Here is a 16,056-nt window from a genome sequence, read left to right on the forward strand (position 1 = left end):
CAAGCCATGCGTCGGCATGGCTTGCCGCCGCGCAGGCGTAGGCGCAATTCACTTGCGCCGTCAACGCCGGAGCGGGCGTCTTAAAAGCAATCTGCTTTAAGACAACTGCGCCCCGGCTTGGCCCGACCTGGTTAGGCGCTAGTACCAGGCAAGCCAGCGGGATTGTTTGTGGGTGGCCGAAATCACCTGCTTCGAGAGGGGCTGGGCCATCCCATCACTCTATAGCGCCAGTAACTCGGGTTTGGCCCGCTTGAAGAAAGCGACCAGGAACATGGTCAACAGCCCTTCGATGAGCATGATTGGTACGTGCGCGGCCAGGATAACCCAGGCCGCCTGTAGAAACTGCTCGCCGCTGAAGATGAGAAAGATCGCAACGAGTGTACCGGACAGAAGCACTGCCAAAGCTCCGGCCGCAAAAGCTCCCAGGGCTGCGGTCCGGCCCGTGCGCTTGACCAGAGGCCCGAAGGCATAATGGCAGACCACGGCTGGCATAGCCATGATGACCGTGTTTACACCCAGTACTGTCAACCCGCCAAATTGAAACATGACTGCCTGCAGGAGCAATGCGGTCAGAATAGCCGGCACCGCGACCCAGCCCAGCAGCAGGCCCAATAGGCCATTGAGCACGAGATGGGCATTGCCGGGTCCGATGGGCACATGCACCAGCGAGGCCACGTAGAAGGCCGAGGCGAGCAGCCCTACGCGCACCATGCGCGCAGGATCCAGGCGGCGCAGGCCGATGACAGTCATGCCCGCTGCTAGCGCGGCCCCAGAGGCTAAGACGGGCGCGGAAAGAATGCCTTCGGAGATATGCATGGCCTACTTCTTCCGGATGTCGTGCATCTGGGTCCAGAGTACAGCGCCAAGCTCCACTCCCTTGTCCTGCCCTTGCTGCTTGAGGGTAAAATCAGCCTCGTTCAATGCCGCGAAGCCCCACCAGCCGGCTAGCGGGCAGACATAGGTGAACACGCCGTTCTGATCCGACTTGATCACCTGAGTGATCATGTAGTCGTTCGGCGCCTCGTACTTGCCGTCGCGGTTGAAATACTCCACCTCGACCATGGCCTGGGGAACGGGCTTGCCGTCGAGCAGCACTTGTCCCTGGAATACATTGCCCGCGTAATTGCCGAAGGGGCGCGTCAAGGGCACGATCTCGGTCTTGAGGCCTACCGGCTGGTCCCAGCCTTCCTCCTCGCCGAAGGCGGCCACTATGACTTTGGTGTAGTGAATGATGAAGCAATCCTCGGACGGCTCCCAATAAGGCTGCGGCTCCATATAGAACGCGGCCAGGCCCGGACGGCTGAAAACGTATTGGGAACTCCAGGCCGTATGCCCCATGATCTTGGCAGGCTTGAGGCTGCCGAGCAGGTCGACCGTCTTGCCATCGAGCATGAGGCCAAAAGCCTTGGGCTTGGCCAACTCCATACCCTGTCCTTCGAATGGGTGGGAGAAGGACAACTCAATGGTGACGGCTCGGTCGGGTGGCATAACCGTGGACTGACTCGGGATGAGCATGCCGAAGTGCGCCTGTGCAGAAAGGGTGCTCAGGAAGAATAGTAATAGAGAAATCGTGCCGCTGGATATCAGGTGTTTCATGGAACTGCTCCGTTCGCTTGAGTTTGGTGGTACGCAGCTGCTTCAGTAGCACTATTTCATTTTAAGTAGCACAGTCAAGCGACACTAACTCGAAATTATTGAACTCACAGTTCCCTTCGCGCACACCCCACCGCACAAAACGCTCGCGGCTACCCAGCAACCCAAGTGTGTTTTCCACGGCGTGTATGGAATCTAATCCCCACCAAAGTACACTCGCCGATTGAGCCCAAGAATGCAGAAGCTCTCATAGGAGATCGTGCCCCACCAGCCAGCCAGCTCCTCAACTGAGATATAGCCCCTGCCGCTGCCGCCTAGTAGATGGACAGTATCGCCGGGGTGCACATCCTCGCGGCCCGTGATGTCCACAGCCGTAAGCTGCATGCACACACGGCCCAGTATGGGTGCCCGGCTCCCCTTGAGGCAGACCTGACCTTTGTTGCTTAGACCCCGGGAATAGCCGTCGGCGTACCCTGCGGCCATGATCGCCACGCGCATATCCCTGGGAGCCGTATAGGTGCGGCCGTAGCTGATGGTTCCGCCCCGCGGCAGGTCATGCACGTCCAGAATCCGCGTGGTAACGCTCATGGCTTGCTTGAGGGGTCGGCCAAGCTCTTCGTGGTTGGTGCCCAGGAAGGGATTCGATCCATAGAGAGCGATGCCGGGCCGCTGCAGATCGAAATGCAGTTCGGGATATGCCAAGATACCGGCCGAATTGGCCAAATTGGCCTGGAAACGCAATCCTGCTGCAGAAAGCTTGGCTGTAATTGCGCGGAAGCGTTCCGCCTGGGCCAGCACATAATCCACGCCACTGTCCTCGTCGGCTGTGGCCAGATGCGACGTGACCAATTCTAGACGCAGGTTTGGCGAAGTCGTCAGAGTCTGGATGAGGCGTGGGACGTCGGCCTCGGAAAAGCCCAGGCGCGACATGCCGGTGTCGAACTTTAACGCCACGGGTGCCATTCGGCCGGCGGATGAAGCCGCTACCTGCAACAGTTCCAACTGCTCGTGGCGACCGACCAGCAGAGTCACCTCATGTGACACCGCCTCGGCATAATCTTCCCGGTCCATAGGGCCGAGCAGCGAAACCACGCGACAGCCCGAGTCGGGTTTCCTCTCCCGGCGCAGGGTCACGGCCTCGCCTACACTGCCCACGCAGAAGGCATCCGCGCCGGCGGCGGCCAGGGCTTTGGCTACGGGCAGCAGCCCATGGCCGTAGGCGTCGGCCTTGATCACGGGCATAAGTCTGGCGGCCCTGCTGCGCATAAAACGATAGTTGTCCACGATGCGCTTGAGGTCTACCTGGACCTCAAGCATATTGTAGGTAATGGCCATAGTATCCTCGCTGAACTGTGGTGAGTCCGCCGCTGGCGGGCCGCTCTACTTACCCCCTTCCCAATGAAAGGAAAAGCCTTGCCATTGGTTATATAAAAGGCAAAAAGCTGGCTCTTTTGTTTTGGTTGGTTGTATGCTACCCGACAAAATTGCCCGCCTGCCAGTGCCAGCGGGCGCGCCTTTCCCCAGGGGGGAGGCGCCAGGACACAAACACGGCATGAAGGAAACCATCTCCCCCTCCATGATTTTCAACACTGCGCCTCATGCGCCAAAATTCCGCGTTGGCGGCGTAGCTCTCGCATTATGCGTATTGCTCACCACGCTGTTTCTGCCTTCCGCGCACGCTCAACCCCTGAAGGTCCAAGCTCTTGAGGAGTTGATGCCCGCTGAGCGCGACCGTCAACTCTTCGAGGGTCGACGATGGCGACTCACGGCCGAGCGCATGACGGCAGACCACGATGCCGAGATCGTCGACGCCGAAGGCGAGGTGCTCGTGCGCAGCGGTGACGACTACATGCTGGCTGATTTCGCCCGCTATTTCCACTTCTCGGAATGGATCTACCTGCGCGGCCATGTACAGGTGCGCTGGGACAAATACTACATCGAGGCTGAGGAGGCGGAATTCGACCTGCGCAACCGAGTCGGCTGGCTGAAGCGGGGACGGATCATCACTGAGGACCCGCACATATCCATCAGCAGCGATCATATAGAGAAAAAGGGGGACCTACAGTACTCCTTTACCCAGGCCGAGATCAGTGCCTGCGAAGATGATCCCGCGGCTTGGTCCTTCAAGGTGAGCAGCGCCACCATCAACCAGAACGACAGCGCGACCTTATGGAATCCTCGGCTGCGCGTCCTGGACATACCTATTCTCTATTTTCCGTTTCTTGCCTTTTCCACACAGTCCACACGCGAATCGGGCCTGCTCTTTCCCGACATTGGATACAGCAGTCGCGACGGCGCGACCTATCTGCAACCTCTTTATGTTGTTATTAATGACGAGAACGACGCGACTCTCACGGAATATTATATGAGCGAGCGTGGAGTCATGCAGGATTTGGAGTTTCGCTCTACGCCGGATTCGGCCACCAAGCTGTGGCTGCGCGGAAGCTGGCTGGACGACAAAACGGCGGCCCCCACGGAAGCCGAGGAAAACGACCAGTTCGTCGGCGATGGTTTGATTCGGCCCAACCATGACCGATACTGGCTGCGCGGTATGTTAAACGGCTATCTTCACGATCCGAGTTGGCAGCTCAAGATGGACCTCGACTATGTCTCCGACCAGAATTATCTGCGCGAATTCGAGACCAGCCGGATAGGCTATACTCGAAGCCGAAACACGCTACGGAGCGAGTTCAGCAGGGACATCGCCACACAGGATAGCTTGACCCGCACCTCGGCCATGCTCATATCCAGGCAGTATGCTGATTATGGTTTGAACCTGTCTGCTGCCTACACCCAGAACCTGGCCTACATGAACGACAACTTGACCCCGGCCGACAATCCTACTGTACAACGCTTACCGGAATTCAGCGCGTTCGCTTACAAGACCACTCTTGGCGAAACCCCCTTCGAATGGGAGGCCCAAGGCGTGGCGACCAACTTTTGGCGTCGCGGCGGCACTACGGGCTTGCGCCTGGATGCGCGCCCCGAGGTTAGCTTGCCTCTCACCAGCCGCTACGGCTCCATTATCCCGAGTGTGAGTTGGCGCCAGACCTTCTACTCTCTCGGCAGACACGAGGACATCGACACGAGCACCAGCACGCTCGATGGCGCAGCCGATTCCGCTACAACCACAGACAAGGACTATATCAGCCGGGGCATACCCGAGATCTCCGTCTCGGCCCTGTCGGAAATCTCGCGAACATTCGATCTCTCGGCCGCGCCCGAAGTCAGCCTGGACAATGCCGGCGAATCTTCCTGGACCAAACTCCGGCATACGCTTCAGCCGCGCCTGGCCTACACCTGGAGGCCTGATGTGAACCAGGAGGATACCACATACACCGTGGCAAGCTCGAGCTCGAGGACAGGCAGCGAGGTGGAGCCGCTCTTCGACAGCGTGGATTACATCCAGCAGGCCTCCGAGCTGCGCTATTCCCTGACCAATATTTTTGACCGCAAGCGCCAAGCCGTGGTTCTAGCGCCGCAGGAAGGCAACTACTACTTGCCTCAAGAAGTAATGGATTACAGGCAATTCTTTCGCCTGCGCCTGGAGCAGTCCTACGATTTTATTGAAGCCGACCGAACGGATATGCTCGACCAATATGAGCGCCGGCCCTTTTCGGATATCGAAGTCGAGGCGACCCTGTATCCTCAAAATTATATTAGTCTATCCAGCAGCACGTTCTTCTCCCCATATGATCTTCAAGTAACCGAGCATGAGCATTGGCTAACCCTTTTCTACCAGGACAAGGCCAGTCTACGCTTCGGGTTAGACGTTTTGCAGGAGGTGGATACTTATAAGCGCCGCAACGATGATCGCTTGCGCACGGTAACCCTGGGCGGAACACTCCACCTGCTGTCCGACTGGCTCATTGACGCCCGCTACGAGTACGACCTCCTGCGTGAGGAAGAGGTGGAGAGGGAGATCGCTTTGACTTACAGACATCATTGCTTCGATTTCCAGTTCGTCTACTTTGACGACACCTTTGAGCAGTCTTATACCTTCCGCGTGAACCTGCTGGGTATCAGCTCTCCGTCTCTCAGCTTCTGATGGAGCAAGGCATGGCCGAACGACAGTCCATCCGGATTCTTCCTTCCGAGCTCGCGAACCAGATCGCGGCTGGCGAGGTCGTGGAGCGCCCGGCCAGCGTGGTAAAGGAACTGGTGGAAAACTGCCTGGATGCAGGAGCCAGCCGTGTGGACGTGGCCATAGAGCGCGGCGGGCAGGGCCTGGTGCTAGTGCAGGACGATGGCTGGGGCATGCCGTCCGAGGAATTGGAATTGGCCGTCACCCGCCATGCTACGAGCAAAATCGGCCGAGTAGAAGACCTTTTCGCCATCCGCAGCTTCGGTTTTCGCGGCGAAGCCTTGCCGAGCATCGCCTCGGTCAGCAGGTTACGCGTGGCCAGCTTGGCAGCTGACCAGCAGGAGGCTTGGTCGATCAGTGTGGAGGCCGGGCGCATTACGACGCAAGGACCCGATGCCTTGGCTTGCGGCACGCGCATCGAAGTGCGTGACCTTTTTTTCAATGTCCCAGCCAGGCTCAAGTTTCTGAAAACGCAAGCCACCGAAGCCAAACGCTGTCAGGAGATCGTAGCCAGGCTGGCGTTGGCCCACACTGCGGTGGCCTTTGGCTTCACTACCGACGGCCGCACGCTCCTGCGCTTTCCGCCTGGGCAGGAGCTGGCCCGCAGGCTGGCCGAAATCTGGCCACCACCTATCTGCGAAGGACTCGCACCCTTTGACTTCAGCCTGCACGGAATACGTGCCCATGGCTTGGCGGGCAAGCCGGAGGCAGCCCAAGCGCGCGGCGACCGCCTGCTCTTTTATGTCAACGGCAGGCCCGTACAGGACCGCCTGCTGGTCTCCTGCGTGCGCCAGGCTTACTCTGGGCGCCTGCTCTCGCGCGAATATCCCCAGGTGCTGCTCTTTCTGGAGCTGCCGCCCGAGGAGGTGGACGTGAACGTGCACCCGGCCAAGCTTGAGGTACGCTTCAAGGATGAAGCCGTCATCTTCACGGTTATCAGACGCGCCCTCTTGCAAGCCCTGGAAACGGAAGGCCACGGTGTGCACCCTTCTGGAAACAACTTGCGCGAGTCCGCCATGCCGTTCGGCCGCAAGGCATCCGCCGACCCGCAACAACCTGCAAAGTTTCCCAGCTACAGCGAGTTCCAGACCAGCGAGAACCGTCAGTCATGCCTGGACATCAGGCATTTGGTTTCCATTCAGCCAGGTCCGCGCACAGAGTCGACCACGCCAGGTCCGTACCTGTCGGGCGAATCCAAAACCCAGGTCTACGCGGATACATCCGCCAGCTCCATGGATTCCGTGGATTCTACGACCGATGCGCGCCCCTGGACCGAGTCGGCAAGGCCTGCCCACGCTTCGCGGCCGACCGGCCCGACTTGCGTGGCCGGCCAGGTCCTGCCCGAGCACGCAGAGCACGGCGCGCCGGTCTACCTGGGCCAAGTCGCCGACACCTACCTTGTGTTGCGCCTGCCCGACGGCAGTCTGGGGCTGCTTGATCAGCACGCGGCGCATGAGCGCGTGCTTTACGCCCGCCATGCGAGCCAGAGCGGCCGAAGCGAGAAGCGCGCCCTGGCCGTGCCCATGGAGTTGCCTCTGCACGCATCGGAGCAATCCAAACTAGATGAGCTGTGGTCCGAATTGCTGGATCTCGGTTTCAATCTGCGTAGACCAAGGCCGGACCTGCTAACGATCGTGTCCATCCCAGCCATGCTGGAGCCAGCCGCCGCCAGGGATCTCCTGCGTGAGTCCTTGACCGGCCAGAGCAGTCCAGATGGCAGACTACACGACTTATGGGCTCTGCTGTCCTGCAAGGCCGCGCTCAAGGCCAACCAGCCTCTGGCGCAGGCCGAAGCCATGGCTTTGCTCACGGAATGGGCCGCAACGCCCGAGCACGAGTACTGCCCACATGGCCGCCCTATCCTGATTCGCCTGAGCGCCAAGGAGCTGGAAAAGCTTTTTAAGCGAAGCTAGCAATGCAAACTGCTGCATGATCGCGTTCAGACTTTTCCAGCGCGACATAGTCTAAAACCAGCCGAGTTTGCCGAATGTTTTTCGACGGCATAAATCAGCTACATCCTGGATTCCTGAAAAATATCCAGACAAAATGTAGCGTAGTCAGGTCTCATTACACTTCAAGAGAATTAAAAAATTGCAATATGCACAAGCTAACACACGTACAACGAGCAAGCTAAGTCCCTTAATGTAGAAGGATAGCTATCAGCTTATAGCTAATTTTCAAATTTATACGAACTCACCTCTTCATGGAATCGCGCTGACGGTTTTTTTTTATCCATGTTCCTAGTTATAAATGGGCTTCGAAATTATAATGGTCATAAAGCGTGATTTGTTGTTTTTTGGGTGCGTCGGTTCCAGCGAGGCGGACCTCCCTATCCCCCATATCACTCCCCCTCCGCCTCGCTTTTTTTATTCCATTTCGTCCACATACCTTTTTCAGCCCCATTTTTCTCGGCTCCAACAAAAATCAAGCGCAATTTTTAGCTATTGCGCTTTTGCTGAAAGACCTTAGTCTTCTTGACTTCATGTCCTGCTTGTTTCAATTCTCTTTTTTGGTTTTGTCAGATCCTCCCTCCGCGGAGAATAGCCCAACACCGAGTGACGGAGGCCGATACCTCTCATGAGCGATTACAAGAAGACCTTGTGCCTGCCTGAAACGTCCTTTCCCATGAAGGCCAACCTCAAACAGCGTGAGCCTGAAACACTCAATTTGTGGGAGGAGATCGATGTCTTGGCCCTCATGGTCAAGGCCAATGAGGGCAATGAACGTTACACCCTGCACGACGGTCCGCCCTATGCTAACGGCCATATTCATATGGGTACGGCCATGAACAAGGTGCTCAAGGATATAATCGTTAAATTCAAAAACATGCACGGCTACAGAGCTGAGTATGTTCCAGGCTGGGACTGCCATGGTTTGCCCATTGAGCACAAAGTTGCTCAGGAGCTAAAGGAGAAAGGCAAAGAAAATTTGCCAGCTGTCACCGTGCGCAAGATTTGCCGAGATTATGCTACTAAGTTCATGAAAATCCAGCGTGATGAGTTCAAGCGCCTGGGGGTTTTCGGAACATGGAGCAATCCCTATTTGACCATGCTGCCCACCTACGAGGCTGCCACGGCCAGGGAACTGGGCCGGTTCATGGCCAATGGCTCGGTCTATCGGGGCAAAAAGCCCATTCACTGGTGCATCTGCTGCGAAACGGCTCTGGCCGAGGCCGAGGTCGAATACGCCGACCATGCCTCTCCGTCCATCTATGTCCGCTTCCCTGTGGATGATGCGGCCTTCAGCCAAAAATTTTCCGTTGCCTCTGGCAAAAAAGCCTACCTGGTTATCTGGACCACCACCCCTTGGACAATCCCATCCAATATGGCCGTGGCTGTGCACCCCGAATACGAGTACGTCCTTGCGCTCGTCCAGGGCGAAGTGCATGTAGTGGCCAGTGAAAGACTCGCAGCCCTGCAAAAGAAGTTCAAATGGCAGGACGTTGAAGTCCTGGCTGTTGTCACGGGCAAGGATCTGGAAGGCATCAAGGCCCGCCATCCGTTCATCGACCGCGTTTCGCCCGTGGTATTGGCCGACTATGTGACTTTGGATACTGGCACCGGCTTAGTGCACACCGCTCCCGGCCATGGCCGTGAAGACTACGAAACGGGCTTGCGCTACGGTCTGGAGGTGCTCTCGCCCCTGGACGACAAAGGCCGTTTCCTGCCCGTGGTAAACGAGTTGGCTGGCAAGACGGTTATCGAAGCCAATCCAGAGGTGATCCGCATCCTCCGTGAGCGCGGCGCCTTGCTGGCCGAGGAAAAGCTGTCCCACTCCTATCCGCATTGCTGGCGCTGCAAGCAGCCAGTCATTTTCCGCGCCACGACGCAATGGTTCATCTCTATGGAGAAGAACGATTTGCGCGCCAAGGCTCTGCGCGCCATTGAAAAGGACGTGCGCTGGATTCCAGCCTGGGGTCGCGAACGCATCCATGCGATGATCGAACACCGGCCGGATTGGTGCATCTCACGCCAGCGCACCTGGGGCGTGCCCATAATCGCCCTCATTTGCAAGGATTGCGATACGGCCTACACCAATTCCGAGTGGGTCTTCTCCGTTGTTGACCAGTTTGAGAAGCACCCCACGGGCTGTGATTACTGGTTCGAAACGCCTGTGGAGAAGCTGGCTCCGGCGGGCCTGAAATGTCCGCATTGCGGTGGCGGTGCCTGGGAAAAGGAAGACGACATCCTCGACGTGTGGTTCGACTCCGGCACCAGCTTTGCTGCCGTACTGGAGCAGCGTCCCGAATGCACCTTCCCGGCAGACCTGTACCTGGAAGGCACGGACCAGCACCGCGGCTGGTTCCACTCCTCCCTGCTGGCCTCCATCGGCACTCGCGCGCGACCGCCCTACAAGTCCGTGCTCACCCACGGTTACGTCGTGGATGGCGATGGCCGCAAGATGTCCAAGTCCCTAGGCAATGTCGTGGCCCCACAGGAGATAATCGATAAATACGGGGCCGAGGTGCTGCGCCTGTGGGTCTCAGCGGTCAACTATCAAGAGGATGTGCGCATCTCCAGCGAAATTCTTGATCGCTTAGTTGATGCCTACCGCCGTATCCGCAACACCTGTCGTTTCATCCTGGGCAACCTTTCGGACTTCTCACCGGACAAGGCAGTACCGTTTGCCGAGATGGGTCCAGTGGACCGCTACGCCCTGGATCTTTTTCGCTTGAACTTCGAGAAGGTGCGCGAGGCTTACCAAGATTTCGAGTTCCACAAGGTTTTCCATACCCTGCACAATTTGTGCGTGACCGACCTCTCGGCCTTCTATCTGGACGTGATCAAGGACAGGCTATACGTTTCCGGCAAGGACAGTAAGGAGCGGCGCGCGGCCCAAACGGTAATCTGGAAGACTCTATTGACCCTCATGCAGGAGATGGCCCCAATCCTGTGCTTCACGGCTGAGGAAGTCTTCCGTAGCTTGCCCGAAGTCTTACGGCCTAAAGGCCAGACAGTCTTCGAATCGCGCTTCACTTTTGATACCGAAGAGCGGCTTGATGCCGAGGAAAGAGCCAATCTGAAGCTGCTGCCTGTATTGCGCGCCGAGGTGAACAAGGCTGCAGAGCCCATACGCAAGTCCGGCACCATCGGCCATTCCCTGGACACGCATGTTACGATTTACGCCCCTGACAGCCTGCTCGCGGATCTCAAGGTTATTGGCGCCGATTTGCGTGAGCTGTTCATCGTATCAAAGGTGTCCTTAGCCGCGGCCGAACAGGCGCCAGCCGATGCGTATCGTAGTGTTGAGACGGAAGGCTTGGCCATCAAAGTCGAGAAGGCTTCGGGCGTGAAGTGCGAACGTTGCTGGGTCTATGATGAACGCACGGGTGAAGCAGGAGATTTTCCTGGCACTTGCCCGCGTTGCGCTCGCATCCTCACTGGCGTGAACTGTTAATCCTGCGCCACGCATTTTTGTAAACGTTAGAACTTTCTCCTCTTAGCGGGCCGGGCGGCGTCTGGCTTAAGGTCGTGAGCTTGTAATGAAACGACGTTATATAATAGCCTTGAGTCTTGCCACGATTGTGTTCGGCCTTGATCAGCTGACCAAGCTACTGGTCAAAGCCAATCTACGATATGGCGAGAGTATAAATGTCATTCAGGGCTTTTTTGACTTGGTGCACGTTCATAATCGGGGTGCAGCTTTCGGCTTCCTCAATAGGGCCGATCAGAGTTGGCAGACATGGATGTTCGCGGGAGCTTCGGCTTTAGCCCTCGTTGTAATACTCTGGATTTTACGCAAGACACCTGAACGTGATTTATGGACCATTTATGGGCTGGGTCTGGTGCTCGGCGGCGCCATGGGAAACTTGCTGGACCGTGTAACTCAAGGCTTTGTTGTCGATTTCCTGGACGTATATTACCGAAACTGGCACTGGCCGGCCTTCAACGTGGCTGACATGTCCATATGCCTCGGCGCGGGAGGACTCATCCTGGCCTTGTGGAAGAGCGAGCATGTTCCCAACCCTCGTTGATTTAGGTCCACTGACCGTTCACACCTACGGCCTATTCATCGCTCTGGCCTTTCTGGCAGGGATGGCATGGGCCTCGCACGAGGCTCGGCAGCGCGGGGCTTCGGTGGCCATGGTCCAGGACATAGTTTTCTGGAGCATCCTGGCGGCGATCATCGGCTCCAGAATGCTCTATGTTATGATTAACCCAGGGTACTTTTTGCGCCATCCACTGGACATTTTCATGTTCTGGAAAGGCGGTCTGGTCTTCCTGGGTGGGGCTCTGCTGGTGGCTTTGGTTATTTGGTTTTATCTGCGCTCAAAGCGACAGCCCATCCTGTTCTGGGCCGATCTGCTCGTGCCGGCTCTGCCACTGGGCCAAGCCATAGGGCGTCTGGGCTGCTTTGCCGCAGGATGCTGCTATGGCAAGGAGTGCGATTTGCCTTGGGCCGTGACCTTCACTAATGCCGGCTCCCTGGCGCCCAAGAACATGACCTTGCACCCGACGCAACTCTACCATTCGCTTGGGGATCTGACGACCTTCCTGATCCTGCTGTTTGCCAAGCCCTTTATCAAGCAGCCTGGGCAGGTGCTAGGATTATACCTGCTCGTGTTTCCTGTATTCCGCGTTGCAGTCGAGTTTTTTAGGGCCGACTTCCGCGGAGTCATGGGACCTTTCAGCACAACACAGGTCATCGCCGCGGCACTCATGCCCATCGGTCTGTGGCTGACCTTTTTCCGTAAGCCCCAAGGAGCCTGATCCATGTTTGACTTCATGAGGTTCAATCCAACGCTGCTCACCAGCGTTGTTGCCGGCGTGGCCGTCTTTATGCTCTTGAGCTGGTGGGCAATTCGGGATGCCTTCAATAAGGAATTTGAGTCCACCAACGAGAAGGTCTTTTGGGTACAGTTGTCAGTGCTCGTTCCCTTTCTGGGGGGAATTGTGTACATTCTCGTGGGAAGGAAGAGAGGGAAGAAATTACAATGAAGCGTATTCCATGTCATATCGCTCTGCTCGCAGGTTTATCCGTTCTGACCATCACAGGTTGCGCCTCCCAGGCGGATGTCAATCTCCTACAGGCGCAAGTCCAGCAGCAAGCCACGCAGCAACGCAATGTTCAGCAACGCGTGAACGAACTGGAGACTCAGCTTCGCCAGATCCAGAGCCAGGTGCAGGAGGTCGATAAGCGCCTCAAGAGCCTGCTGCAGCTTTCGACCCAAAATACCTCTGCCCAATCCGCTCAGGCCAACATGTGGTCGGAGATGGAGAGCATGCGTGTACAATTCGCAAAGCTCCAGGGCGAAATGGATACCTTAGTCCGCGAAAACCAACTGGCCGAGCAGCAAGGCCTCAAGCCCGAAGCCGTCCGTGCCCTCATGCAGGAAGTCGAGGACATGAAGACCGCATTGCAGAGTCAGTTGGCCATTGATTTTGAGCAACTCTCCAAGGAAGAAAAAGCGGTCAAAGGTGACCAAGGAGCTCAAAGTAGCGACCCCGCGCAGGCACTTTACCTCCGCGCACTGGATAATTTCAAAAAGCGCAACTATATGAACGCGCAATCCATGTGGGCGGAATTCGTGAAGGCCTATCCCAAACATGAACTAGTCTCGAACGCTATCTTCTGGCAGGGGGAGAGCTTTTATCAGACTGGCGACTTTGCCCGGGCGGTGCTCTCCTATCAGGATGTAATCACTAAGTATCCCAAGAGTAACAAGATTCCGGCCGCCATGCTCAAGCAAGGTATCGCTTTCAAAAAGATCGGCAAGGACAAAGCCGGCGACCTGGTGCTGCAGGAATTGGTCAAGAAGTACCCGAAATCGGCCGAAGCCAAGCGTGCTAAATCCTTTCAATAGCTTTTGCTAAGCGCATGTTATGACAGAAAAAAAAGACGCAAACCCAACCATGAACAATACTGTCCCGGCGGTGAGGAAGCTCGTTTCGCTGAGCTTTCCCCACTCCATCTCCAGCCAGCCCATGGTTTGCAATTTGGCCCGTATCTACAATCTGTGCTTCAACATCCTTCGAGCCCAGATCACTCCTCGCCAGGAAGGTTTTTTGACCCTGGAAATCTTCGGGTCCGAGGAGGACTATAACCGAGGCATCGATTACCTCAAGCAGCAAGGAATTAAGATTGCTCCTGCCGCGCAACACGTGGCGCGCGACGAGGACTCCTGCACGCATTGCGGCATGTGCACGGCCATCTGCCCTACTCACGCGTTGGCTTTAGATATGAAGACGCGCCGGATAATCTTCAATGCTGAGAAATGCTCTGCTTGTGGCATGTGTACGCGCATTTGCCCCGTGCGAGCCATGAGTTTGGACGTAGATTACGGAGCTTTGGAATAGATCACCGCATGGAGGGATTCATGAGCAGCCAGCGCTCGTTCGCTCGTGTCTCCACCTTGATCAACGGCCGGCTACGCCGCATTGTTCCCGGCCGTGATCGAGCCTTGTTCCACGACTCCTCCCCTACGCTATCCTTCTCGCCCCAGAAGCTTGCCGAGGCTCGTCTGCCCGAACCATTGCTTGAGTTTCTGCTCAGTCTGGACACCAAGCTGGACACGCTTCTTTCTTTGGCCAGCCGCCAGACCATGGAGCAGGATTTCCCCACGGAAATTCAAGTCGTGGAGATCAGTGCGGCGGGTCTCTCTTTCGTGTCCTTGGAGCAGTTTTCGCCTGGTCAGCGGGTCGAGGTGGTGCTTACCCTGAGTCAAGCGCCGCTACGCATGGCCAGCGCCTTGGGCGAAGTTGTGCGCGTCAAGGTGGAAGGCGGCGAGCGCCGACAAGTCCTCGAATTCACCTCCGTTCGCGACCGTGACCGCGAGTCCATCGTCCAGTTCGTATTCCAGGAAGAACGTTCCCAGATTCGACAGGCCAAATGGTCATAGCCCACGCATGCATGCCAGCCGTGCACTGCTATTTTTATCCTTATGCACTTGTAGAGCCTGACCTGGAAGCATTCACAGGCAGCAGGATCAACTGCAAGCGTTGACAAAAACAGCTCAGCCGATCAGATAGATTCCGGCCAACCCCAAGAGGCTGAAGAAGCCGAAACTATCCGTAAGCGTGGTCAGGAAGATGCTGGAGGCCTGGGCAGGGTCTCTACCAAGCGCACGCAGAATGAGCGGGATCGAGGCTCCGGCCAGAGAGCCCACAAGCATGTCCAGGAACAGGGCCATGGCCATTATCGATGCCAAAGAGAGCTGGCCCGTCATGAAGTAGACTACGCCAAGCACCAGCGTGGCGATGATGGAACCGTTGGCCAGCCCGATCTTGGCTTCCCGCAGTACCGCCAGCCAGGACTCCTTGCGCTCGAGCTTCTTAACGGCGAGTTGCCGAATCATAACCGCCAGGGCCTGTTGTCCTGTATTTCCCGCCTGGTTGGCCACAATGGGCATAAGCACGGCCAGGAAGGCCATCTGGGCTATGGTGCCTTCGAACAGCGAGACCACCCAGGCCGAGGCAGCGGAAGTGAGTATATTGATGGTGAGCCAGGGCAAGCGGCGGGACATGGAATACGTCCAGGGTGAGTCCACGGTTTCATCCGAAGCCGCACCGACCATGGTCTGCATGTCCTCGGTGGCCTCCTCGTGAATGATGTCAATGACATCGTCCACGGTGACCACGCCAAGCAGCTTGTCACTGTAATCTACCACCGGTATGGCCAGAAAATTGTAGTGGCTTATGAGGTGGGCCACCTCCTCCTTGTCCACATCAAAAGTCACCGAAATGAGCGACTGAGTACCTATGAGTGCGCCGAGAACAGTCCGGGGCTTGCTAAGCAGCAGGTCGCGCATGGACAGCACGCCTACTAAATGCTCGGCATCATCCACTATGTAGGCGTAGTAGGGAATCTCCTTATCTTCGACTTCCTTGCGGATAAGCTGGATGGCTTCATCCACGCTTAGCTTCTCGTCCAGGACCAACAGCTCGGTGTTCATGACGCCGCCGGCCGTGTCCGGGTCAAAGGCCATGAGACTCTTTATCTCTGCGGCCTCTTCCGTTCCCATGTACTTCAGCAGAATATCGCGGTGCTCGTATCCGAGTTCTTCCAGCACATCGGCCGCGTCGTCCAATGCCATGGCCGAAATGAGTCCCGCAGCCGCTTCGGGCTGCAAGTTGCGCATGATTTCGATGCGGTCATGTCGGCTCATCTCGACTATGGAATCCGCCGCCTCCTGGACAGGCAGGCCGCTGACGGCGCGCACCTGCTCCTCCAGGGGAAGATTCTCCAGATGCAAAGCGGCATCGGCCGGATGGGCGTTCTCCAGGTCCGGGGCCGATTGCGGGAGTTCTGCCTCTGTGGTGTGGCCCTTGCTTTGTTGGCTCTCATTCTCAGTCATGATATTCACCAGATGGATCCTTATATAATTATCCCAACGCCTCTAAAGGGCGTTTTTGGACCGCACCAGGATCCAATGCGCAAGG

13 protein-coding genes are annotated in these 16,056 nt (G+C 57.0%); 9 read left to right on the forward strand and 4 right to left on the reverse strand.

Annotated features, from left to right (window positions below; all coding sequences use genetic code 11):
• Positions 1-219 precede the first annotated feature (219 nt).
• The 3 genes from cbiM to alr form a co-directional block, all read right to left on the reverse strand.
• Positions 220-816 (reverse strand): cobalt transporter CbiM, encoded by a 597-nt coding sequence (cbiM, locus tag H585_RS0112825; RefSeq protein WP_027368120.1) that lies wholly within the window; start codon positions 814-816, stop codon positions 220-222.
• 3 nt (positions 817-819) lie between these two features.
• The gene (locus H585_RS0112830; protein ID WP_027368121.1) at positions 820-1,596 is read right to left on the reverse strand and encodes a DUF4198 domain-containing protein; all 777 of its coding nucleotides are present in this window, start codon (positions 1,594-1,596) and stop codon (positions 820-822) included.
• A gap of 192 nt (positions 1,597-1,788) precedes the next feature.
• On the reverse strand, positions 1,789-2,928 hold the full coding sequence (alr, locus tag H585_RS0112835; protein ID WP_014260894.1) for an alanine racemase: 1,140 nt from the start codon (positions 2,926-2,928) through the stop codon (positions 1,789-1,791).
• A 379-nt stretch (positions 2,929-3,307) separates the two neighbouring features.
• On the opposite strand from alr, the gene H585_RS0112840 reads away from it, so the two are divergent.
• From H585_RS0112840 to H585_RS0112880, 9 genes are all read left to right on the forward strand, one after another.
• Positions 3,308-5,641, forward strand: coding sequence for an LPS-assembly protein LptD (locus tag H585_RS0112840; protein WP_027368122.1), 2,334 nt, complete (start codon positions 3,308-3,310; stop codon positions 5,639-5,641).
• Between the two features lie 11 nt (positions 5,642-5,652).
• A complete protein-coding gene (mutL, locus tag H585_RS0112845) occupies positions 5,653-7,590 on the forward strand; it encodes a DNA mismatch repair endonuclease MutL (RefSeq protein ID WP_027368123.1) in 1,938 nt (645 codons plus the stop codon).
• A gap of 664 nt (positions 7,591-8,254) precedes the next feature.
• Positions 8,255-11,074: an isoleucine--tRNA ligase gene (gene ileS / locus H585_RS0112850; RefSeq protein WP_027368124.1), complete on the forward strand. Its 2,820-nt coding sequence runs from the start codon at positions 8,255-8,257 to the stop codon at positions 11,072-11,074.
• 85 nt (positions 11,075-11,159) lie between these two features.
• Positions 11,160-11,651 (forward strand): signal peptidase II, encoded by a 492-nt coding sequence (gene lspA, locus H585_RS0112855; RefSeq protein WP_014260889.1) that lies wholly within the window; start codon positions 11,160-11,162, stop codon positions 11,649-11,651.
• Entirely contained in the window at positions 11,632-12,387 is a 756-nt protein-coding gene (lgt, locus tag H585_RS0112860) for a prolipoprotein diacylglyceryl transferase (RefSeq protein WP_014260888.1), read from the forward strand. The genes lspA and lgt overlap by 20 nt, the downstream gene beginning before the upstream one ends.
• A 3-nt stretch (positions 12,388-12,390) precedes the next feature.
• Positions 12,391-12,615: a PLD nuclease N-terminal domain-containing protein gene (locus tag H585_RS0112865; RefSeq protein WP_014260887.1), complete on the forward strand. Its 225-nt coding sequence runs from the start codon at positions 12,391-12,393 to the stop codon at positions 12,613-12,615.
• Entirely contained in the window at positions 12,612-13,481 is an 870-nt protein-coding gene (ybgF, locus tag H585_RS0112870; RefSeq protein ID WP_014260886.1) for a tol-pal system protein YbgF, read from the forward strand. Before H585_RS0112865 ends, ybgF begins: the two co-directional genes overlap by 4 nt.
• A 49-nt stretch (positions 13,482-13,530) precedes the next feature.
• Positions 13,531-13,974: an NIL domain-containing protein gene (locus H585_RS0112875; protein WP_027368125.1), complete on the forward strand. Its 444-nt coding sequence runs from the start codon at positions 13,531-13,533 to the stop codon at positions 13,972-13,974.
• A gap of 20 nt (positions 13,975-13,994) precedes the next feature.
• Complete coding sequence (locus H585_RS0112880) at positions 13,995-14,516, forward strand: PilZ domain-containing protein (protein WP_027368126.1); 522 nt, start codon at positions 13,995-13,997, stop codon at positions 14,514-14,516.
• A 114-nt stretch (positions 14,517-14,630) separates the two neighbouring features.
• Here the strand turns inward: H585_RS0112880 and mgtE are convergent, their stop codons facing one another.
• Positions 14,631-15,980, reverse strand: coding sequence for a magnesium transporter (mgtE, locus tag H585_RS0112885; protein ID WP_014260884.1), 1,350 nt, complete (start codon positions 15,978-15,980; stop codon positions 14,631-14,633).
• Positions 15,981-16,056: the final 76 nt, after the last annotated feature.

Origin of the sequence: Desulfocurvibacter africanus subsp. africanus DSM 2603 (assembly GCF_000422545.1) — a bacterium.
Classification (GTDB): Bacteria; Desulfobacterota; Desulfovibrionia; order Desulfovibrionales; family Desulfovibrionaceae; genus Desulfocurvibacter; species Desulfocurvibacter africanus.

Excerpts from the sequence above, each read along its gene's own strand:
- H585_RS0112880 (WP_027368126.1), top strand. The coding sequence starts at position 13,995 with ATGAGCAGCCAGCGCTCGTTCGCTCGTGTCTCCACCTTGATCAACGGC.
- ileS (WP_027368124.1), top strand. The coding sequence starts at position 8,255 with ATGAGCGATTACAAGAAGACCTTGTGCCTGCCTGAAACGTCCTTTCCC.
- lspA (WP_014260889.1), top strand. The coding sequence starts at position 11,160 with ATGAAACGACGTTATATAATAGCCTTGAGTCTTGCCACGATTGTGTTC.
- cbiM (WP_027368120.1), bottom strand. The coding sequence starts at position 816 with ATGCATATCTCCGAAGGCATTCTTTCCGCGCCCGTCTTAGCCTCTGGG.
- H585_RS0112875 (WP_027368125.1), top strand. The coding sequence starts at position 13,531 with ATGAACAATACTGTCCCGGCGGTGAGGAAGCTCGTTTCGCTGAGCTTT.
- alr (WP_014260894.1), bottom strand. The coding sequence starts at position 2,928 with ATGGCCATTACCTACAATATGCTTGAGGTCCAGGTAGACCTCAAGCGC.
- H585_RS0112840 (WP_027368122.1), top strand. The coding sequence starts at position 3,308 with ATGCCCGCTGAGCGCGACCGTCAACTCTTCGAGGGTCGACGATGGCGA.
- lgt (WP_014260888.1), top strand. The coding sequence starts at position 11,632 with ATGTTCCCAACCCTCGTTGATTTAGGTCCACTGACCGTTCACACCTAC.
- mutL (WP_027368123.1), top strand. The coding sequence starts at position 5,653 with ATGGCCGAACGACAGTCCATCCGGATTCTTCCTTCCGAGCTCGCGAAC.
- ybgF (WP_014260886.1), top strand. The coding sequence starts at position 12,612 with ATGAAGCGTATTCCATGTCATATCGCTCTGCTCGCAGGTTTATCCGTT.
- H585_RS0112830 (WP_027368121.1), bottom strand. The coding sequence starts at position 1,596 with ATGAAACACCTGATATCCAGCGGCACGATTTCTCTATTACTATTCTTC.
- H585_RS0112865 (WP_014260887.1), top strand. The coding sequence starts at position 12,391 with ATGTTTGACTTCATGAGGTTCAATCCAACGCTGCTCACCAGCGTTGTT.